The sequence below is a fragment of the Nigerium massiliense genome (genome assembly GCF_000826085.1).
GTDB classification, from domain to species: Bacteria; Actinomycetota; Actinomycetes; order Propionibacteriales; family Propionibacteriaceae; genus Propioniciclava; species Propioniciclava massiliense.
In genome coordinates, this window is the sequence record NZ_CCYM01000003.1 from 662,218 (window position 1) to 681,139 (window position 18,922).

Sequence of the window (18,922 nt, forward strand, 5' to 3'; positions counted from 1 at the left end):
CCCCGCTCAGCCGGCCGCGGCGCCGTCGATCGTCACCACCCCGCGTTCGCCGTCCACCGTGACCGTGTCGCCGGAATGGATCCGGCTCGTGGCGACCGCGGTGCCCAGCACCGCCGGGATGCCGTACTCGCGGGCCACGATCGAGCTGTGCGACAGCGGCCCCCCGACGTCGGTGACGACCGCGCTGGCCCGGGCGAACAAGGGCGTGTACGCCGGGGTCGTGATCGCCGCGACCAGCACCTCGCCGGGGTTGAGCGCGCCGAAGTCCGCCGGGCCACCGACGACCCGGGCCGTCGCGGTGACGCGTCCGCCGCTGGACGCCGTCCCGCGGATCGGGCCGTCCGCCGCGGCGTCCTGGCGGGCGGGCATGAAGCGGCCGAGCCACCTGCGCCAGGCTTGCTCCGGCAGCAGCTGGGAAGGCGTCGCCCGGCGCTGACCGCGCCACGTTGCCTTGCGCTGCTCGACGCGGTCGCGCAGGTCGTCGGTGGAGGTCAGCTCGTCGGCGTGCAGCCAGTACACGTCGTCCGCCGCCTCGATCACCCGGCCCGCGACCAAGCGCCGACCGAGCTCGCGGCAGATGCGGCGCATGACCGGCCACGCGAGCCCTTGCGCGGCCAGGGCGTCCTCGCGGACCGGGGCGTCGCGCTGGGCGGCGCGGACGAGGCGTCCCAGCAGCGCCCGGCGCGCCGGATCGAGGCGCGCGAGCAGGGCGCGGGTCGCGTCCTCGCGGGCCGTGGCCAGGCGCCGCTGCCGGGCGGCAGGGTCGGCGTCCGAGTCGAGGTAGAACCGGACGCCGTCCAGCACCGGGACCGGGTCGTCCGCCGGGACGGGCGCCATGAAATCGAGGTTCGCCGTCGCGTGCCCGAACTCGGCGAGGTAGGCGTCCAGGCGCCGTCGCCAGGCCTCACGCACCTCCCCGGGGACTCCGTCCAGCGACCCGCCCGCCCGCAGGGCGTTCGCCAGCGCCGGCTGGGCCCGCACCCATGTCGCCAGGTCGTGCAGCGCCTTGTCGGCGCGGATCGGCTCGGAATCGAACCCCACCAGGAACGTCGTCGCCTCCGGGTCCCCGGGCCGCCGCGCCAACCTGGTGTAGGCGTTCTCGAACAGGACGTCGTTCATCGACACGAACGGCATCACCGTCTGCACCGCCGTGTAGTAGCGGCAGCCGGCGTCCAACAGGTCGCGCAGCCCGTCGATCAGCTCCGCCGTCGGCACCGCCGCCAGGTCGCGCCCCGCCCACGCCGACGAGATGAAGCGATACTCCGGCAGTGCCTTCTCCCGCCAGTTCTGCGCGGGGTCGAACCGCTTACGGCGGCCCGCCAGCATCCCGAGCATCACGGGCGTCCTGCGCAGCAGCTTCAGGAGCAGCCGGCGCGGGTAGTAGTAGTACGGGTAGCCGTTGATGATCGGGAAGCCGCCGCCCTCGTACTTCTCGCCGCCGCCGAGCGTGCTGAACAGCGACTCCAGGGCGCCGATGACGGACGACGGCGCCAGGTCGGCGAACAGCGGCGAGAGGGGGTCGGGCAGCTGCTCGATGATGCTCGCCCGCGCGTACAGCCCGCTGGGGTCGTCGATCGGCCACTGCGTGGGGACGTCCCCGACCCGCGGCGGCAGCGACGTGATCGGGCGGCTCTGCACGAGCCAGAACCGCCCCGCGGCCCGGGCCCATTCGATGTCCTGCGGGGCGCCGGCGTGCTCCTGCACCCGGACGCCCAGCCCGGCCAGCTCGAGCGCCTCGTCGTCACTCAACACGGCCGCGCCCCGCCGGTCCTCCGCGAGGGGTTCCTCCACGGTCCCGGACGCCAGCGGGCGCGTCCAGACGGACTTGGTGGCGGTGCTGCGCCCGACGACGCGCCCCGCGGCGGGCTCGACGACCAGCGTGTCGGGGGTGACCGAACCGCCGACCACCGACTCCCCCAGCCCGAACGCGGCGTTGATGACGACCTGCTCGAGGCGCCCGTTGTCGGGGTTGGCGGTGAACATCACCCCGGAAGCATCCGCGTCGACCATCTGCTGCACGACGACCGCCATCGCGACGTCCGACGCCGCGACGCCGGCGTGCCGGCGGTACTCGATCGCCCGCTCACCCCACACCGAGGCCCAGCAGCGGCGCACCGCGTCGACCAGCGCCTCCTCGCCGCGGACGTTGAGGAACGACTCTTGCTGGCCCGCGAAGCTGGCCGCGCCGAGATCCTCGGCCGTGGCGGACGAGCGGACCGCGACGGGGACGGCGTCCCCCAGCGCACGGTAGGCGGCGGCGATGGCGTCCTCGAGTTCAGCGGGCAGCGGAGCGTCCTCGATCAGCCGGGAGGCGAGCCGTTCCGCCTCGGCGGGCTCCCAGTCGGTGGCGGCGCGGACGATCTGGTCGGCGATGCCGGCCTCGGTGACGAAGCGGTGGTAGGCGTCCGTCGTGACGACGAAGCCGGGCGGGACGTCGAACCCTCCGGCCACCAGCTCGCCCAGGTTGGCTCCCTTTCCGCCGGCGACGGCACGGTCGCCGCGGCGCAGGGCGGACAGCTCCACAGTGATGCTCACGGCGACCATTGTGCTCCCGGACGCCTGCGCCGGCGCCCGAATCGGCGGGGGGAAACGACAGCCCCGACGCCGCGACGGGCGGCACCGGGGCTGACGTGTTCGGCCGGTCGGCGGCGATCAGTCCTGGTCGGCGCGGGCGCGGGAGCGGTTGACGGCATTGACCACCGCGCGCATGGACGCCTCGATGATCGACTCGTGCCGGGCGACGCCCCACAGCACCTGCGAGTCGTCCTCGGTGCCGATCTCACACTCGACGTAGGCGACGGCCAGCGTGTCCACGCCCTCGCTCATCGCATGCTCCGCGTAGTCCAGCACCCGGATCTGGATGCCCAGCGACGAGAGCGCGTCGACGAACGCGGCCAGCGGGCCATTGCCCTCGCCGGACGCCTCGCGCTCGCGTCCCTCGTACACGACCTTCGAGTCGACCGTGTAGCCCGCGTCGGACGACTGCGAGCTGTACTTGACCAGCTGCAGCGGCTCCTTGCGGGAGAGGTACTCCTTCTCGAAGATCGCCCAGATCTGGTCGGCCGTGACCTCGCCGCCCTCGGTGTCGGAGTACTCCTGCACGACGCGGCTGAACTCGATCTGCAGGCGTCGCGGCAGGTCCAGCTTGTGCTCGGACTTCATCAGGTACGCCATGCCGCCCTTGCCGGACTGGCTGTTCACGCGGATGACGGCCTCGTAGGTGCGGCCGACGTCGAACGGATCGATCGGCAGGTACGGGGCCTCCCACTCGATCTCGTGGACGTCCTTGCCCTCGGCCGCGGCCTGCTTGTCCAGCGCCTCGAGCCCCTTCTTGATCGCGTCCTGATGCGAGCCCGAGAAGGCGGTGTAGACCAGGTCGCCGGCGTAGGGCTGGCGCGCCGGGACGGGCAGGCCGGTGCAGTACTCGACGGTGCGGCGGATCTCGTCGATGCGGGAGAAGTCGATCTTCGGGTCGATGCCCTGGCTGAACAGGTTCAGCCCCAAGGTCACCAGGTCGACGTTGCCGGTGCGCTCGCCGTGCCCGAACAGGCAGCCCTCGACGCGGTCGGCCCCGGCCATCATGGCCAGCTCGGTCGCGGCGACCGCGGTGCCCCGGTCGTTGTGCGGGTGCAGCGAGATCACGACGTTCTCGCGGTTGTTGATGTGGCGGCCGAAGTACTCGATCTGGTCGGCATAGGTGTTCGGCGTCGACCGCTCGACGGTGGCCGGCAGGTTCAGGATGATCTCGCGGCCCTCGGCCGGCTGCCAGACGTCCATCACCGCGTTGCAGATCTCGATCGCGAAGTCGGTCGGGGTCTGGGTGAAGATCTCCGGGCTGTACTGGTAGCCGAACTCGACGTCGCCCAGGTACTGCTCGGCGTACTTCATCACCATCTCGGTGCCGCGCGTGGCCATCGCGATGCACTGGGCCTCGTCCACGCCGAACACGACCCGGCGGAACAGCTCGGCCGTCGCGTTATACATGTGGATGTTGGCCCGCTTGGCGCCGACCAGCGACTCGGCGGTGCGGGCGATCAGGTCCTCACGGGCCTGGGTCAGCACGGACACCTGCACGTCGTCGGGGATGCGGTCTTCCTCGATCAGCTTGCGGACGAACTGGAAGTCGGTCTGCGAGGCGGACGGGAACCCGATCTCGATCTCCTTGTACCCCATCGACACCAGCAGCTCGAACATCCGCAGCTTGCGGGCCGGCGTCATCGGGTCGATGAGGGCTTGGTTGCCGTCGCGCAGGTCGGTGGACGACCAGCGCGGCGCGTGGGTGATCTTCTGGTCGGGCCAGGTGCGGTCGGGCAGCGAGATGGGCTCGAAGGGCACATAGCGGTGGTACGGCATGGGGCTGGGCTGCTGAACCGGCGTCCCCTGCTGGGCGCGCGTTCCGAATTGGCTGACGGTGGTGGTCATGATCGTTCTTCCTCAACAGAATGGATGGAGATGCCAGGCACGACGGAACTCCGCAGCGAGGAAGCCTGATCGAGCCGCTCAACGCCGGGTGGCGGAGCGTCTAGGCCTCGCTGCGGCGACCAAGAAGCAGGTTCGCCCAAGCCATGCGCGTCACTGTACACACGTCCTCCCCCGCCGCAGCCGCCGACGGTCACAACGTGGACGGCTCAGTTGTCCTCGGCCTGGCGGCGCACCTGTTCGGCCACCCACAGCGGCGACGCGTCATCGACGCTTCGCTCCTCGATGTCGACGGCGAACGGGATGCCGCCGGTGTCGGGGAGCTCGGCACGGGCCTCCTGCTTCGACAGCCCCGTGAGCTGCAGCAGGTCGACCAGCAGGGCGCGCACCAGCGACATCAGCGAGGACGGGCGCCAATCCTCGTCGCCCACCACCGCCGGCTTGGCGCGGCGCGTCGTGGCCCGCAGGATCTCGCGGGCCTCCTCCGGCGGCCTCCACTCCCGAACGGCGTCGGCCAGCAGGTCGGCCCCTCTCGCGGCGTCGACCAGCAGCTCGGAGACGAGCGTCGGCATCGACCCCACCTGCTCGGTGAAGCCCAACGACTGCCGCGCGAGGATGTCCAGGGTCGCCACCGTCCGCCGGGACAGCTGGAACAGCCGGTCGAGCTCGGCCAGGTCGAGCCGTTCCTTGCGCAGCATCGGGTTGAGCCGGACGACCTCGCGCGCCGTCCGCAGCGCGGCCTCCCAGTCGCCGCTGATGCGATGGACGGCGCTGAGCTGGCCCTGCAGATCGTTGAGCCGCTCGACGTCCCCGGCACCCAACGCGCCGGCCATGAGGTCGATCGTCTTGGCCACCTCGTCCATCGCCGAGGACGCATACCGCAGGGGACGGCGCAGGGGGTGCCGCGGCAGCAGGACGGTGATGATGAACGCGACCAGCGCCCCCGACAACGCGTCCAGCCAGCGCATCCCGGGGTTGCTGCCGACCACCTGGATCACCGACATGCCCACCACGACCATGCTGTTGACGCCCACCTGCATGGTGAACAGGACGCCCCGGTCGAGCAGGCGTCCCACCAGGCCGCCGACGAACAGCACCAGCGCCAGCTGCCACCAGCCGGCGCCCAGGCCCATGATGAACAGCTCACCGATGGCGACCCCGAGCGTGGCGCCGACGCCGAGCTCGGCCACCTTGCGCGGCTCGCGGTTCTCGCTGAAGCCCAGGCACACCCAGGTCGCGATGGGCGCGAACACCGGCGCGGGCTGGCCGAACAGATCGTGAGCGATGAACCAGGACGCCGCGGCGCCGAGCGCCGCCTGCACGATCGGGATGAACGAGCCGCGGGCCCGCCGGACGCCTTGGCGCAGCCGCGCCCGCAGGAACGCGGCCTGGCGGCGCAGGTGCATCCGGGTGAGCAGCGTCTCGACCCGTCCCCTCCAGGAGGCGGCGGCCTGGGCCATCAGAACCCCAGCCGGTTCAGCTGCTTGGCGTCGCGCTGCCAATCCTTCATGACCTTCACCTTCAGGGCCAGGTAGGTCGGCATGCCGAGCAACTCGTTGATCTGCAGCCGGGCGTCCTGGCCGACCTGACGCAGCCGCTCGCCGCGGTGGCCGATGATGATGCCCTTCTGGGAGTCCCGCTCGACGACGATCGAGGCGAAGATGTCCATGAGCGGCTTGTCCTCGGGGCGTCCCTCGCGCAGCACCATCTCGTCGATCGTCACCGCGATGGAATGCGGCAGCTCGTCGCGGACGCCCTCCAGAGCGGCCTCGCGGATCAGCTCGGCGATGCGGGTCTCGTCCGACTCGTCGGTAATGGTCTCCTCGGGATACAGCGGCGGGCCCTCGGGCAGCAGCTTCACGATCTCGGACGTCACCACGTCCACCTGGTCGTCGGTCACCGCGGAGACCGGGATGATCGACTCCCAGCGGATGCCGAGCTCCTCCTCCAGCGCCTGGATGCGCAGCAGGTGCTCGGCCATGCGCTGGGGGGCGACGAGGTCGGACTTCGTCGCCAGCGCGACGAGCTTCGGACGCTTCGGCAGCGCGGCGATCTCGCGGACGAGATAGGTGTCGCCCGGGCCGATGCGCTGGCTGGCGGGCAGGCAGACGCCGATGACGTCCACCTCGGCCCAGGTCTCGTGGACGAGGTCGTTCAGCCGCTCGCCGAGCAGGGTGCGCGGCCGGTGCAGCCCGGGCGTGTCGACGAGGACGAGCTGGGCGTCCGGGCGGGACAGGATGCCGCGGATGACGTGCCGGGTCGTCTGCGGCTTCGACGAGGTGATCGCGATCTTCTCCCCGACGATCGCGTTCGTCAGGGTCGACTTGCCGGCGTTGGGACGTCCGACGAAGCAGGCGAAGCCCGAGCGGAAGCCCTCGGGGACGGCAGAGCTGACGGTCATGCTCGGGTGGCTCCCCCACTCGTTCGGGACGCCTGCGCGCGCGCCGCCGATTCGGCGGCCAGCTCGACGGTGGCGTCCACGCCCGCGTCGGCCGGGTCGGCGCCCTCCTCGGGGATGCGCCCGGCCAGGACGGTCTGGATCGAATGCCGGCGCCCGGACGCGCGCTCGGCGACGAGCTCGATGCCCTCCCACTCCACGATGGAGCCGGGGATGGGGATCTTGTTGAGCTCCTTGGCCATGAGGCCCAGCACGGTCTCGACGTCCTCGTCGTCGACGTCCAGGCCGAACAGCTCGCCGAGGTCGTCCAGCGAGAGGCGCGACGAGACACGGAAGCGGCCGTCGGCCAGCTCGGTGACCGGGGCGATCTCGACGTCGTACTCGTCGACGATCTCGCCCACGATCTCCTCGAGGATGTCCTCGATGGTGGCCAGGCCCGCGGTGCCGCCGAACTCGTCGATGACGATGACGACGTGGCTACGGGTGAGCTGCATCTCGCGCAGCAGGGCGTCCACCGGCTTGGAGTCGGGGCAGAACGTGGGCTTGCGCATCAGCGACTCGACGTTCTCGTCCGACTGGGAGCGCGGGTTGTCGTAGCTGCGGCGGATGACGTCCTTGAGGTAGAGGATGCCGAGCACGTCGTCGACGTCCTCGCCGATCACGGGGATGCGGCTGAACCCCGAGCGCAGCGCCAGCGACAGCCCTTGCCGCAACGACTTTCCCGCCTCGATGTAGACCATCTCGGTGCGGGGCACCATGACTTCCTTGACGATCGTGTCGCCGAGCTCGAACACCGAGTGGATCATCTTGCGCTCGCCGGCCTCGATCAGGTCGGACGCCTCGGCGATGTCGACCATCTCGCGGAGCTCGGCCTCGGACGTGAACGGCCCGTCGCTGAACCCCTTGCCCGGGGTGAGCGCGTTGCCGATGAGGATCATCAGCTTCGAGATCGGCCCGAAGACCGTGGTGAGGAGCGTGAGAGGGCCGGCGGCCCGCAGCGCCACCGTGTCCGCCTGCTGGCGGCCGACGGTGCGCGGCGCGACGCCCAGCGCGATGAACGAAACGAGCAGCATCGACGCGATCGCGACCGTGACGCCGAGCGGCGTCAGGCCGAGGTGCTGGAACACCACGGCGGTGACGAGCACGATCGCGGAGACCTCGAGCAGGACACGGACGAACATCAGCGCGTTCGTGGCGGGCGCGGGGTCTTGGGTGATCTGGAGCAGCTTGGGGGCGCCCTTGGCGCCCTCCTTCACCAGGTTCTCGGCCCTCGACTTGCTGAACGAGGCCACCGCCGCGTCCACCGCGGTGAGCAGGCCGGCCAGGATCACGCACAGCAGGGCGACGCCGAGCTGGATCCAGTTGTCTTGGGTCAGGGGGAGCATCCGGGACTTTCGTGAAGCGGTGATAATCGCCGCCCACCCTACCGCTCGGAGCGGACATGCCGCGGCGGGCGTCCCCCGCGCGGGACGCCACGTCGCTTAACCTGGAGGCATGCAACTCCCCAAGGCCGCCTCGGCCCTCCTGGCCCTCCCCCTTCTCGCCGCCTGCCAGTCGACGACGGCGACCGTCTCCCCCTCCGCGACCGAGACGCCCGCCGTGACGTCGCCGTCGCAGCCGGTCACCCCGACGCTCAGCGCCGCCCCCACGGCCACCCAGACCCCGACCGCAACCACGACGCCGGTGCCCACGTCCTCGGCCCCCGCGACGGTCTCACCGACCTCGGCGGCGCCCACCACGACGAAGCGGCCCAACTCGGCGGTGACGAAGCCCGCGTTCACTCTGGACGTCCCCCAGGGCTGGCGTCTCGACACCAGCCAGTCCGACGACGGCGAGCAGTGGCGCGCGCAGATCCGCAAGGGCGCCGACGGCGCGATGCAGTTCGTGCGGGTCGAGGCGTCCAAGACCGCCGGGAAGAGCGCCGCGGACGCGAAGAAGGACCTCGACACCGCGCTGCAGAGCGAGTGCCCGGCCGGGATGCCCGCGAACCCGCGCACGATCGCGGGCGTCCGCGCCCAGGGCATCGCCTGCGGCGAGGGCGAGCTTTCCTCGGTGACCTACGCCTTCGTCAAGGGCGGGCGCCTGTACCGCGTGACGCACATGGCCGAGTCCATCGCGCGCGACGACGCCGTGCTGACCCGCGTTCTCGCCGGGCTCACCGTCCGCTGAGGGCGGCGTTCGTTCCCGGCGTCAGCGGTTGCGGGCGTTCCAGGCGGCGAAGAGGCGGTCGTTCAGGCCGAACATGACCGCCTTCTCGTCCTCCTCGGCGTGGTCGTAGCCGAGCAGGTGCAGGATGCCGTGCACCAGCAGGTAGTCGGCCTCGCCCTCGGGGGTCCGGTTGTTCTCCGCGGCCTGCGCGGCGGTCACCGTCGGGCAGAGCACGACGTCGCCGAGCAGCCCTTCCGGGGGCTCCTCGTCGTCGGTCGGCGGGCGGAGCTCATCCATGGGGAACGACAGCACGTCGGTCGGGCCGGGCAGGTCCATGAACCGGACGTGATAGTCGGTCATCGTGCCCTCGTCGACCAGCAGGATCGACAGGTCCGACTGGGGGTGGATGCGCAACTCGTCCAGGACGAATCGGCCGAGGCGGACGAGGCGCTCCTCGTCGACTTCTTCGCCGGACTCGTTGTTCAGGTCGATCATGAGCGTCCTCGCTGCTGGGGTTGACGGGACTCGTAGCGGTCGTAGGCGTCCACGATGCGGCCGACCAGGCGGTGCCGGACGACGTCGCGGTTCGTGAGCTGGCAGAACGCGATGTCGTCGACGCCGTCGAGGATGCCCTGCACCTCGCGCAGGCCGGACTTCATGCCGCCGGGGAGGTCGACCTGGGTGACGTCGCCGGTGACGACGATCTTCGAGCCGAAGCCGAGCCGGGTGAGGAACATCTTCATCTGCTCCATGGACGTGTTCTGCGCCTCGTCGAGGATGATGAACGCGTCGTTGAGCGTTCGCCCGCGCATGTAGGCCAGCGGCGCGACCTCGATGGTGCCCGCGGTGAGCAGCTTCGGGACGGACTCGGGGTCGACCATGTCGTGCAGCGCGTCGTACAGCGGCCGCAGGTAGGGGTCGATCTTGTCGTTGAGCGTGCCCGGCAGGAAGCCCAGCCGCTCGCCGGCCTCAATCGCCGGGCGCGTCAGGATGATGCGGTTGATCTCCTTGGCCTGCAGCGCCTGGACGGCCTTCGCCATCGCGAGGTACGTCTTGCCCGTGCCGGCGGGGCCGATGCCGAACACCACGGTGTGCTCGTCGATCGCGTCGACGTAGCGCTTCTGGTTCAGCGTCTTCGGCCGGATCGTCTTGCCGCGCGTCGACAGAATGTTCTGGGTGAGCACCTCGGCCGGATGCGGCTGGCCCGGCGTGCCGGTCATGCCGATCACGCGCTCGACGGCGTCGGCCGTGAGCCCCTGGCCGGTCCGGACGATGGTGATGAGTTCGGTGAGCACATCCGCCGCGCGGGCGACCTCGTCGGCGCTCCCGGTGAACGTGACCTCGTTGCCTCGCACGTGAACCTCGGCGTCGAGCTCACGCTCCATGATCGCGAGGAACTCGTCCCGGGGACCCAGGACCGAGACCATCGGGATCGACGCGGGCATGACAAGGCGGCGGGTCGCGGGGCCGGTGTTGGTGGTAGTCAGGGTGTTTCCTCCTCGAAGAAGTCCGTCCAATCTAACGCGCCGGGACGCCGATTGCTTCCGCCGCCCCTAGCCGGCGAAGGCGTCCGTGGCCTCGATCAGCGCGTGCGTGATCTGCGGCTCGAAGGCGGAATGCCCGGCGAACATCAGCCGGTACTCGGCCTCGGGCCAGGCACGGTGCAGGTCGTGGGCGGTCACGGCGGGACAGGCGAGGTCGTAGCACCCCTGCACGATCACCGCCGGAATGGCGCGGATGGCGTCCACGTCGGCGATGAGCTGGCCCTCGCGGAACCATCCCCCGTTGACGAAGTAGTGGTTCTCGATGCGGGCGAAAGCGATCGCGAACGCGGGGTCGGAGTACGACTCCACGATCTCGGGGCTGTAGCGCAGGGTGCAGGTCGCGCCCTCCCAGGTCGTCCAGGCGACGCCGGCGGGGCCGTGGACGTCCGGGTCGGGGTTGCTCAGCAGCTCGTGATACGCCGCGATGGCGTCGCCGTCGAACGAGGACCCACCCAGCGGCTCGAGGAACCGCTCCCGCCACGCCGGCGCGACATTGCCGGCGCCGCCGTTGTAGTACCAATCGAGCTCGCTGCGGCGCAGGGTGAAGATGCCGCGCAGCACCAGCTCGCTGACGGCCTCGGGGTGCTTCTCGGCGTAGGCCAGCGACAGCGCGCTCCCCCACGATCCGCCGAACACGAGCCACTTCTCGATTCCGCGGTCGGCGCGCAGGCGTTCGAGATCGGCGACGAGGTCCCAGGTGGTGTTGGTGCTCAGGTCGCAAGCGGGCTCCGAGGCGTGCGGGAGGCTGCGTCCGCAGCTGCGCTGATCGATCAGGACGATGCGGTAGCGCGCGGGGTCGAAGAACCGGCGGGCGTTGGCGCCGCAGCCGCCGCCGGGGCCACCGTGGACGAACACGGCGGGCTTGCCGTCGGGGTTGCCGCACTCCTCCCAGTACAGGCGGTGGCCGTCGCCGACGTCCAGCATGCCGGTGCGATAAGGCTCGATGTGGGGGTACAGCGGGCGCAGCTCAGCCTCGGGGACCTCCTGCGGTGCCGGAGGGGTCGGCAGGCTCACGCGTCCGGGTCTTCCTTGTCGTCCCAGTCGATGATGTGCATCGCGGCTTCCTCCGCGGACGCCGCGCCACCGTCGATGCCGACGTCCCGGCCGATGCTCTCGCTCTCGTTGTCGACGCCCTGACCGCCGTTGACGTCCACGAGGCGCCCGGCGCGCTTGTCGCCGACCTGGCGGTCCTCGCCGGCCGGGTTCCACGGGACGTGCTCCTTGACGACCTCGGGCTGCTCCTGCTCCGTGCGCTGCTCGATCGTCTCGCCGCGGCGCATCTCGTTGGGGGTGTTCCCGAAGCCCTGGCCCGGCGACCAGTTGTCGGGGGCCACGTAGCCCTCGTCGAGCACGTCGTCGACACCCCGGCTGACCAGGGTGTCCTCGGGCTGCAGTTGGTCAAGGTTGTCGTCGCCAGCGCCTTCTGCGTCGATGTTGTCGAGATCGTCGATGTCCGCCATGCCGTCATGCTGCCACGTCCGCGCAACTCCGGCAGCCGGACGCGGCGAACGTCCACCGACCGGGTCCGGAACGCCCCACCCGGGCCGCCGAAAGGGTGGTGAACGAGTCGGGAGGCAGGGTGGGAACACCGGAGGCTCCACCGTGTCCAAACGCTCCGGTGATGTCGGCGGGCCACATGATTTGGCCGGGAGCATGAACACGAGTCTCCTGAATCGGGATCGCTGATGGCGGCCGCTCCCGCCCCGATGGCTACGATGCGTGCCCGTGACACGAACGGAGACCGGCGCGACGTCCACGCCCGCGAGCTACGCCAGCGGCGGCCGGGGCAACTACGACCTCATCCTGGCCGCGTTCTGCGGCCTGCTGCTGATCTCGAACATCGGCGCGACCAAGCTCATCCAGTTCGGCCCGCGCGTCGAGGTGCTGGGCTACCCGGTGCTGCCGATCATCACCGACGGCGGCGCGTTCTTGTTCCCGCTGACCTACGTGCTGGGTGACGTCCTCGCCGAGGTCTACGGCATGCGCAAGGCCCGCCGGGCGATCTTCACCGGCTTCGTGCTGGCCGCGCTGATGTCGGCGACGTTCGTCGCCGTGGACGCCGCACCCCCGGCGTCCGACTGGCCGAACCAGGACGCCTGGACGGCGGTCCTCGGGTTCGTCCCCCGCATCGTCGTGGCGAGCCTGCTGGGCTATCTGGCCGGACAGTTCCTGAACGCGTACGTGCTGGTGCGGCTGAAGGCGCGGGCCAACGAGAACCGGCTGTGGGTGCGGCTGGTGACCTCGACGGTGGTCGGCGAGCTCGCCGACACCCTGGTGTTCTGCCTCATCGCGTTCGGGCCGCTGGGCGCCTTCCTCGGCGGAGGGTCGATCCCGTGGGACTCGCTGGTGAACTACACGATCGTCGGCTGGGTCTACAAGGTGACGGTCGAGGTGGTCTTCCTGCCGATGACCTACCGCGTCATCGCCGCCGTCAAGCGCCGCGAACCGGACTACGCACCGGCCGGCTGACCGGGCAGTAGCGCCAGGTCGTCCGGGGTGACGAGCCTGGACGCGACGGCGTACTCCACGAGGCGGGCGCGCCGCCCGCTGGCCAGCGCGGACGGACCTCCGTGCAACCCCCGGACGCCGAGGGTGGACAGCTTGGCGCAGACGTTGTCGAGCTTGCGATTGAACTTCGTGACCGGCCACCCGAGCCGGGACGCCGCGGCGGCCGTCGGCGGGATCGTCCCGGCGCCGCGGTCGCCCCGTCGCAGGACGCTCTCGGCCAGCGCGACCAGCAGTAGCTTCTGGTCGGGCGTGAGCGTGACGCGGCCCAGCGTCAGCGACCCGTCCGGCTGCGCGAGCGGCGCGGGCACCGGGGCGAACGCGGCGTCGGGGGCCACGATCGTGAAGTCGTAGGTCGTGGCGCCCGCGGTGAACCAGACGGTGGTGGTCGCGAAGACGATCGGCAGCGCGGCGCCGGGCGCCAGCCAGGCCTGCATGGCGCCGTCCGGGTCGCTGATCGTGGCCGTCAGCGTGGCGCCGGCGTTGACCAGCCACCACAGCCCGTTCTCGTGGCGCAGCGTGAGGAAGTGTCGGTGCAGGAACGGGTTCGCGTCGTCGATGACGAGGTCGGCCTCGCGCCCGATGGTGAACGTGGCGTCCGGGTCGAGCTCGTAGACCTCGCCGACGAACTCCACGCGCAGCGACGACCCGGTCATGGGACGCACGTGGTGGCCGACGCCGTCCCCTGCGGCCGCTTGTCGCCGTCGAGCCGCTGGACGCTGACGCAGACCTTTCCCGAGCCGCGCACGGTGACGGGCGGGCGGTCGAGGTCGAGCGCGCGCTCGTTGACCTCGGCGCGGTAGCCACCCGCGGGCTGCCCAGCGGAATCGGTCCAGGTGAAGGCGACCACGTCGCCGGCGCGCCGCCCCGACACCGCGATCGTGGACGCCGCGGGCTTCAGCCACACCGACAACACCAACCCAACCGGAATCAGCGCCAGGGCGATGCCGACGGCAACGCCGAGCGGGAGCCGACGCCGCCGGGGACCCCCCGCTGCGCTGCCGGAAGGCCGGGACGCCCGGGACCCTTCCCCGGCCCCCTCCGCGGAGGCGACGGCGCCGCTCTGGGGATCCGCCGCCGGACGCTCGCCGGCTTCGTCGCTGGCGCGCGGGCGGCCGGCGAACACGACGAGTTCGGTGCGGGGCAGCCCCAGCTCCTCCTCGATCTCCTGCAGGGCGGCGGCGAGGTCCAGCGCGGAGGGCCGGTCCGCGGGGTCCTTCGCGAGCGCAGCGCGCAGGACGTCCTCGAGCGCGGCGTCCACGTCGGGGCCGAGGGGCGCCGGGGCGTCGTCGCGCACCCGCAGCATGGTCGCGGTCAGGGCGTTGTCGCCGCCGGGGACCTCGAACGGCGGGCGCCCGGACAGCAGCGTCCACAGGGTCGCGGCCAGGCCATACACGTCGGTCCGCTCGCCCGGCGCGGCGGTCCCGAAGAGCAGTTCCGGGGCGGCCCACGGCACGGACGCCCCGGCGGCCTCCCCGAGCGGCGGCCCGGCCAGCCCGAAGTCGGCGAGCACGGGAACGCCGTCGCGGGAGATCAGGACATTGGCGGGCTTGACGTCGAGGTGCAGCAGCCCGGCTGCGTGCACGGTGGCGACCGCCCCGGCCAGCTGGACGCCGACGCGCAGCACGTCCGCGGTCGCGAGGCCGCCCAGGTCGGCGAGGGTCGGGGGCGGGCAGTAGCGCATCACCAGGTAGGGCCGGCCGTCAGCGGCCCGCCCGGCGGAGTACACGGGGACGACGTGCGGGTGCTCCAGCCGAGCCAAGACGTCGGCCTCGGCGAGGAACCGCTCGGCGCGACCGTCCCCGACCGGCCCGGTGAGCAGCTTCACCGCGACCATCCGCCGCGGGACGTCCTGCTCGGCGAGGAAGACCCCGGCCTGCCCGCCGGAGCCGAGCGGTCGGACGAACCGCAGCCCGTCGATCGCGGGGGCCTCGCCCGGGCCGGGCGCACTCATGCGGTCTCGCCCTCACCTCGCGAGGCCGGCTCGTCCCGCACCGCGTCCACGACGATCACCGTGACGTTGTCGTGACCGCCGTGCTCCAGGGCGGCGGCGACCAGGGCATCGGCGGCCTGCTCGGGGCCGGGGTTCTCGTCCAGGATCGCGGCGATCAGGTCGTCGGGGACCTCGGTGTTCAACCCGTCGGAACAGACGACGAAGCGCTGCGCGGGCAGCGCCGCGCAGCGGAAGAGGTCGACGTCCGGCTCGAGCTGGGACCCGAGGCTGCGCGTGACGATGTTGCGGCTGGGGTGGACGCGGGCTTCCTCGGCGGTGATCACCCCGGCCTGCACGAGCTCCTCCACCTCGGAATGGTCGACGCTCACCCGCTCGAGCGTGCCCTCGACGAAGCGGTAGACCCGGGAGTCGCCGACGTTGAACACGACGAAGTCCCGCCCCTGGTCGTCCGCGACAACGGCCACGCCGGTCACGGTGCTGCCCAGACCCCGCGCGTCGGCGTGCTGCGCGCCGTAGTCGATGACGGACCGGTTGGCGGCGCGGACGGCCTCGACGACGTCGGCCACGCGCAGTTCGTCGCACTCGGCCAGGGGGCGGAACGCTTGGACGACGAGCGAACTCGCGACGTCCCCCGCGGCGTGTCCGCCCATGCCGTCGGCGACCAGCCAGAGGCGCTGCCCCACCACGAAGTCGTCCTCGTTGTGGTTCCGGACGCGGCCGACGTCGGTTCGTGCGCCCGTTCCCACCCTCATCGTTGTCTTCTCTCGTTCATGGCGGCGTCGCTGCACCTTAGCAAGCCGGAGCGCGCCTCACCGGCGTGCGTGGAACCGCCCCAGGAACTCGTCCCGGAAGGCGGCCAGCTCGCCGCGTTCCATGGCGGCGCGGATGTCGTCGACCAACCGAACCGTGAAGCGCTCGTTGTGGATCGTCGCCAGCGTCGCGCTGAGCATCTCCTTGGCCTTGAACAGGTGGAACAGGTAGGCCCGCGTGTAGTGCGCGCAGGTGTAGCAGTCGCAGCCGTCCTCCAGCGGGGCGAAGGAGCGGCGGTTGCGCGCGGTGTTGACGTTGTAGCGGCCGTCGGCGGTGTAGATCGCGCCGTTGCGGGCGACGCGGGACGGGTTGACGCAGTCGAACGTGTCGGCGCCGGCTTCCACGGCGGCGAAGAAGTCCTCTGGCTCGGAGATTCCCAGCAGGTGGCGCGGCCTGTCGAACGGCAGCTCGTCGGCGCACCACCCGACGATCGTGCCCAGGTTCTCCTTCTCGAGCGCCCCGCCGATGCCGTAGCCGTCGAAGCCGCGCCCGTCCACCTCAAGAGAGGCGAGGCCTGCCGCTGCCTGCCGGCGCAGATCTTCGTACTGGGCGCCCTGCACGACGCCGAACAGCGCTTGGTAGGGCTTGTCCGCGCGTTGCATGGTTAGCTCGGCGTGGGCGACCAGGCACCGGTGCGCCCAGCGGTGGGTGCGGGCGACGGAGGCCTCCTGGTAGCCGCGGGTGTTCATCAGCGTGGTGAGCTCGTCGAACGCGAACATGACGTCGGCGCCCAGCTGGTGCTGCACGGCCATGCTCACCTCCGGGGTGAACCGGTGCCGGTCGCCGTTGAGGTGGCTCTTGAACGTGACGCCGTCCTCGTCGACCTTGGCAAGGCGCTCCTTGCCCTCGGCGATGACGTCGTCGTTCGCGACGCCCGCGGTGTCCATCGCCAGCACCTTCTTGAATCCGGCGCCCAGGCTCATCACCTGGAAGCCGCCCGAATCGGTGAACGTCGGGCCGGGCCAGTTCATGAACCTGCCGACGCCGCCCGCCTCGTCGATCAGGTCGGAGCCCGGCTGCAGGAACAGGTGGTACGCGTTGGCCAGCACCGCTTGGGCGCCGAGCTGGGCCACGGCCTCGGGCACCACCGACTTCACGGTCGCCTTGGTGCCCACGACGACGAACGCCGGCGTCCGGATGTCGCCGTGCGGGGTATGGATGACGCCGGTGCGGCCGCGTCCGTTGGACAGCACCGTGCCCGGTTCGAACGAGAAGGCTCCGGGATCAGCCCCGCTCATCGGCGCGCGGCCAGCAGCGCGCGCACCTGCGCGAGCGCCGCGACGCCCGCGGTGGACGTCCGCAGCACCCCGTCGGAGATCGAGACGGGGACGCCGCCGGCTTTCGTGAACGCGTCCAGTTCCTCGGGCGCGATGCCGCCCTCGGGGCCGACGATCATCAAGATCTCCCCGCTGGCCGGCAGCTCGACGTCGGCGAGCCCGACCTCGGCGTCCTCGTGCAGGACGAGGGTCAGGGCGGTCTGCGGGATGCGCTGCACCAGCGCGCCCGTGTCGGACGGGAACCCCACCGTCGGGACGCGGTAGCGCCGCGACTGCTTGGTCGCCTCCCGCGCGGCGGCGCGCCAGCGGGTCAGGCCGCGCTGGGCGCGCTCGGGGTCCCACTTGACGATGGAGCGGGCGGCCGGCCAGGGGACGATCTCGTCCACGCCCAGCTCGGTCATGGTTTCGACGGCCAGCTCGGCGCGGTCGCCCTTGGCGAGCCCCTGCGCCACCGCGAGCCGCAGCGGGGACTGCGGCGTGTGCAGCACCTCGTCCACGGTCAAGGTCATGGCGGACCGCTCGGTCGACGTCACCGGCCCGCGGACGGCCGTGCCCGCGCCGTCCGCGACGAGCACCGTCTCCCCGACGCGGATGCGTCGCACGGAGACCGCGTGGCGACCCTCGTCGCCGGAGACGGTCACCTCGTCGCCGACCTGCGGCGAATCCAGCTCGGCCAGGAACAGGGCGTCGGTCATGTCAGCTCAGCGCGTCCTTCAATCGGTCGAAGACCCCTTTTCGGGGCCGGTCGATGTGCGCCTCGGGCCGGGTCTCGCCGCGCAGCTCCGCGAGACGACGCATGAGCTCGCGCTGCTCGTGATCCAGGTTCTTCGGCGTCTGCACCAGCAGCGTAACCCCCAGGTCGCCGCGCCCGGCGCCTCGCAGCTTCGGCACGCCGCGTCCTTCGACGACCAGCCGGGTGCCCGACTGGACGCCCGCGGGGACGGTGAGCTCGACCGTCTCATCGCCCGGGTCGCAGTCCTCGCGCTCGGACTCGAGGGTCTTCACGGTGAGGTCGGTGCCGAGCGCCGCCGCCGTCATCGGGACGCGGACGACCAACTCGAGATTGTCACCGTCACGCTTGAAGTCGGGGTGGGTCTGCACGGCGATCTCGACGTACAGGTCGCCGGCGGGGCCGCCGCCGGGCCCGACCTCGCCCTGGCTGTCGAGGTGAACCCGGTTTCCGGTGGAGACGCCGGCCGGGATCTTGACGTTGATGGTGCGGTTGCTGCGCACCCGGCCCTCGCCGGAGCACTCGCCGCACGGGTTGGTGATGACGGTGCCGTAGCCGTGGCAGTTGGGGCACGGCTGGACGGTGCGGATGTCGCCGAGGAACGAGCGCTGCACGGTGGTGACGTCGCCTTGACCGTGGCAGGTGGTGCACTGCTGCGGCGCCGCGCCGTCGGCCGAGCCATTGCCGTGGCAGGTCGGACAGGTGACGGCGGTGTCGACGCGCACCGGCTTGGTGACGCCGAACGCCGCGTCGGCGAGCGACAGGCTGACCCGCACGAGGGCGTCCTGGCCGCGGCGCACGCGCGGGCGCGGGCCGCGGGACGACTGCTGGCCGAACATGGCGCCGAGCAGGTCGCCCATGTCGAAGCCGGCCGCGCCACCGGCGCCGCCCGGGAAGCCGAAGCCGCCCATTCCCCCCATGCCGCCCATCGGGTCGCCGCCGCGGTCGTAGACCGACTTCTTCTGCGGGTCGCGCAGCACCTCGTACGCCTCGCCGATGGCCTTGAACTTCTCGGCCGCGTCCGGGGAGTCGTTCACGTCCGGGTGGAACTTCATGGCCAGCTTGCGGTAGGCCTTCTTGATCTCCTCGGGCGAGGAGTCCCGGGAGACGCCCAGGGTCTCGTAGTAATCGCTCAAC

Annotated in this window: 17 protein-coding genes; 2 read left to right on the forward strand and 15 right to left on the reverse strand. The window is 71.5% G+C overall.

The annotated features are described in order from the left end of the window. Nucleotides 1–6 precede the first annotated feature (6 nt). The 5 genes from BN1187_RS09500 to BN1187_RS09520 all read right to left on the reverse strand — a co-directional run bounded on the left by BN1187_RS09500 (nt 7) and on the right by BN1187_RS09520 (nt 8,193). Entirely contained in the window at nt 7–2,535 is a 2,529-nt protein-coding gene (locus BN1187_RS09500; protein ID WP_218184632.1) for a PEP/pyruvate-binding domain-containing protein, read from the reverse strand. A gap of 117 nt (nt 2,536–2,652) precedes the next feature. Further along, nucleotides 2,653–4,422: a 2-isopropylmalate synthase gene (gene leuA, locus BN1187_RS09505; protein ID WP_040161159.1), complete on the reverse strand. Its 1,770-nt coding sequence runs from the start codon at nt 4,420–4,422 to the stop codon at nt 2,653–2,655. Nucleotides 4,423–4,628: 206 nt separating this feature from the next. Next, nucleotides 4,629–5,879 (reverse strand): FUSC family protein, encoded by a 1,251-nt coding sequence (locus tag BN1187_RS09510; protein ID WP_040161163.1) that lies wholly within the window; start codon nt 5,877–5,879, stop codon nt 4,629–4,631. After that, nucleotides 5,879–6,820 carry a GTPase Era gene (era, locus tag BN1187_RS09515; RefSeq protein ID WP_040161166.1) on the reverse strand — a complete coding sequence of 314 codons (942 nt, stop codon included), beginning with the start codon at nt 6,818–6,820 and terminating at the stop codon, nt 5,879–5,881. Before era ends, BN1187_RS09510 begins: the two co-directional genes overlap by 1 nt. Then, nucleotides 6,817–8,193 (reverse strand): hemolysin family protein, encoded by a 1,377-nt coding sequence (locus BN1187_RS09520; RefSeq protein ID WP_052462759.1) that lies wholly within the window; start codon nt 8,191–8,193, stop codon nt 6,817–6,819. Before BN1187_RS09520 ends, era begins: the two co-directional genes overlap by 4 nt. A gap of 118 nt (nt 8,194–8,311) precedes the next feature. On the opposite strand from BN1187_RS09520, the gene BN1187_RS14335 reads away from it, so the two are divergent. Further along, complete coding sequence (locus BN1187_RS14335) at nt 8,312–8,986, forward strand: hypothetical protein (protein ID WP_157754767.1); 675 nt, start codon at nt 8,312–8,314, stop codon at nt 8,984–8,986. A 21-nt stretch (nt 8,987–9,007) separates the two neighbouring features. Here BN1187_RS14335 and ybeY read toward each other — a convergent pair whose 3' ends face one another. From ybeY to BN1187_RS09550, 4 genes are all read right to left on the reverse strand, one after another. Beyond that, on the reverse strand, nt 9,008–9,460 hold the full coding sequence (gene ybeY / locus BN1187_RS09535; RefSeq protein ID WP_040161175.1) for an rRNA maturation RNase YbeY: 453 nt from the start codon (nt 9,458–9,460) through the stop codon (nt 9,008–9,010). Continuing rightward, nucleotides 9,457–10,410: a PhoH family protein gene (locus BN1187_RS09540; RefSeq protein ID WP_072042035.1), complete on the reverse strand. Its 954-nt coding sequence runs from the start codon at nt 10,408–10,410 to the stop codon at nt 9,457–9,459. The genes ybeY and BN1187_RS09540 overlap by 4 nt, the downstream gene beginning before the upstream one ends. 108 nt (nt 10,411–10,518) lie before the next feature. Further along, a complete protein-coding gene (gene pip / locus BN1187_RS09545; protein WP_390620219.1) occupies nt 10,519–11,523 on the reverse strand; it encodes a prolyl aminopeptidase in 1,005 nt (334 codons plus the stop codon). Further along, complete coding sequence (locus BN1187_RS09550; protein ID WP_040161180.1) at nt 11,520–11,969, reverse strand: DUF5709 domain-containing protein; 450 nt, start codon at nt 11,967–11,969, stop codon at nt 11,520–11,522. The genes pip and BN1187_RS09550 overlap by 4 nt, the downstream gene beginning before the upstream one ends. Nucleotides 11,970–12,234: 265 nt before the next feature. On the opposite strand from BN1187_RS09550, the gene BN1187_RS09555 reads away from it, so the two are divergent. Then, nucleotides 12,235–12,978 (forward strand): queuosine precursor transporter, encoded by a 744-nt coding sequence (locus tag BN1187_RS09555; RefSeq protein ID WP_040161183.1) that lies wholly within the window; start codon nt 12,235–12,237, stop codon nt 12,976–12,978. Here the strand turns inward: BN1187_RS09555 and BN1187_RS09560 are convergent. Genes BN1187_RS09560 through dnaJ form a run of 6 tightly spaced genes read right to left on the reverse strand, consistent with a single transcriptional unit; the run spans nt 12,960 to nt 18,921 of the window. Then, nucleotides 12,960–13,670: an FHA domain-containing protein gene (locus tag BN1187_RS09560; RefSeq protein WP_040162861.1), complete on the reverse strand. Its 711-nt coding sequence runs from the start codon at nt 13,668–13,670 to the stop codon at nt 12,960–12,962. The genes BN1187_RS09555 and BN1187_RS09560 overlap by 19 nt on opposite strands. Beyond that, the gene (locus tag BN1187_RS09565) at nt 13,667–14,968 is read right to left on the reverse strand and encodes a serine/threonine-protein kinase (RefSeq protein WP_052462567.1); all 1,302 of its coding nucleotides are present in this window, start codon (nt 14,966–14,968) and stop codon (nt 13,667–13,669) included. The genes BN1187_RS09560 and BN1187_RS09565 overlap by 4 nt, the downstream gene beginning before the upstream one ends. Continuing rightward, the gene (locus BN1187_RS09570) at nt 14,965–15,720 is read right to left on the reverse strand and encodes a PP2C family protein-serine/threonine phosphatase (protein WP_040161187.1); all 756 of its coding nucleotides are present in this window, start codon (nt 15,718–15,720) and stop codon (nt 14,965–14,967) included. Before BN1187_RS09570 ends, BN1187_RS09565 begins: the two co-directional genes overlap by 4 nt. 57 nt (nt 15,721–15,777) lie before the next feature. Continuing rightward, complete coding sequence (tgt, locus tag BN1187_RS09575) at nt 15,778–17,016, reverse strand: tRNA guanosine(34) transglycosylase Tgt (RefSeq protein WP_040161189.1); 1,239 nt, start codon at nt 17,014–17,016, stop codon at nt 15,778–15,780. Next, entirely contained in the window at nt 17,013–17,750 is a 738-nt protein-coding gene (locus tag BN1187_RS09580) for a 16S rRNA (uracil(1498)-N(3))-methyltransferase (protein WP_040161191.1), read from the reverse strand. Before BN1187_RS09580 ends, tgt begins: the two co-directional genes overlap by 4 nt. Nucleotide 17,751: 1 nt before the next feature. Then, nucleotides 17,752–18,921 carry a molecular chaperone DnaJ gene (gene dnaJ, locus BN1187_RS09585; RefSeq protein ID WP_040161194.1) on the reverse strand — a complete coding sequence of 390 codons (1,170 nt, stop codon included), beginning with the start codon at nt 18,919–18,921 and terminating at the stop codon, nt 17,752–17,754. Between the last annotated feature and the right edge of the window lies 1 nt (nt 18,922).

Bases quoted from the DNA above. Each gene is read 5' to 3' on its own strand.
- era (WP_040161166.1), bottom strand. From the start codon at position 6,820: ATGACCGTCAGCTCTGCCGTCCCCGAGGGCTTCCGCTCGGGCTTCGCC.
- tgt (WP_040161189.1), bottom strand. From the start codon at position 17,016: ATGAGCGGGGCTGATCCCGGAGCCTTCTCGTTCGAACCGGGCACGGTG.
- BN1187_RS09580 (WP_040161191.1), bottom strand. From the start codon at position 17,750: ATGACCGACGCCCTGTTCCTGGCCGAGCTGGATTCGCCGCAGGTCGGC.
- BN1187_RS09540 (WP_072042035.1), bottom strand. From the start codon at position 10,410: ATGCCCGCGTCGATCCCGATGGTCTCGGTCCTGGGTCCCCGGGACGAG.
- BN1187_RS09565 (WP_052462567.1), bottom strand. From the start codon at position 14,968: ATGAGTGCGCCCGGCCCGGGCGAGGCCCCCGCGATCGACGGGCTGCGG.
- BN1187_RS09510 (WP_040161163.1), bottom strand. From the start codon at position 5,879: ATGGCCCAGGCCGCCGCCTCCTGGAGGGGACGGGTCGAGACGCTGCTC.
- ybeY (WP_040161175.1), bottom strand. From the start codon at position 9,460: ATGATCGACCTGAACAACGAGTCCGGCGAAGAAGTCGACGAGGAGCGC.
- BN1187_RS14335 (WP_157754767.1), top strand. From the start codon at position 8,312: ATGCAACTCCCCAAGGCCGCCTCGGCCCTCCTGGCCCTCCCCCTTCTC.
- BN1187_RS09570 (WP_040161187.1), bottom strand. From the start codon at position 15,720: ATGAGGGTGGGAACGGGCGCACGAACCGACGTCGGCCGCGTCCGGAAC.
- BN1187_RS09550 (WP_040161180.1), bottom strand. From the start codon at position 11,969: ATGGCGGACATCGACGATCTCGACAACATCGACGCAGAAGGCGCTGGC.
- BN1187_RS09560 (WP_040162861.1), bottom strand. From the start codon at position 13,670: ATGACCGGGTCGTCGCTGCGCGTGGAGTTCGTCGGCGAGGTCTACGAG.
- leuA (WP_040161159.1), bottom strand. From the start codon at position 4,422: ATGACCACCACCGTCAGCCAATTCGGAACGCGCGCCCAGCAGGGGACG.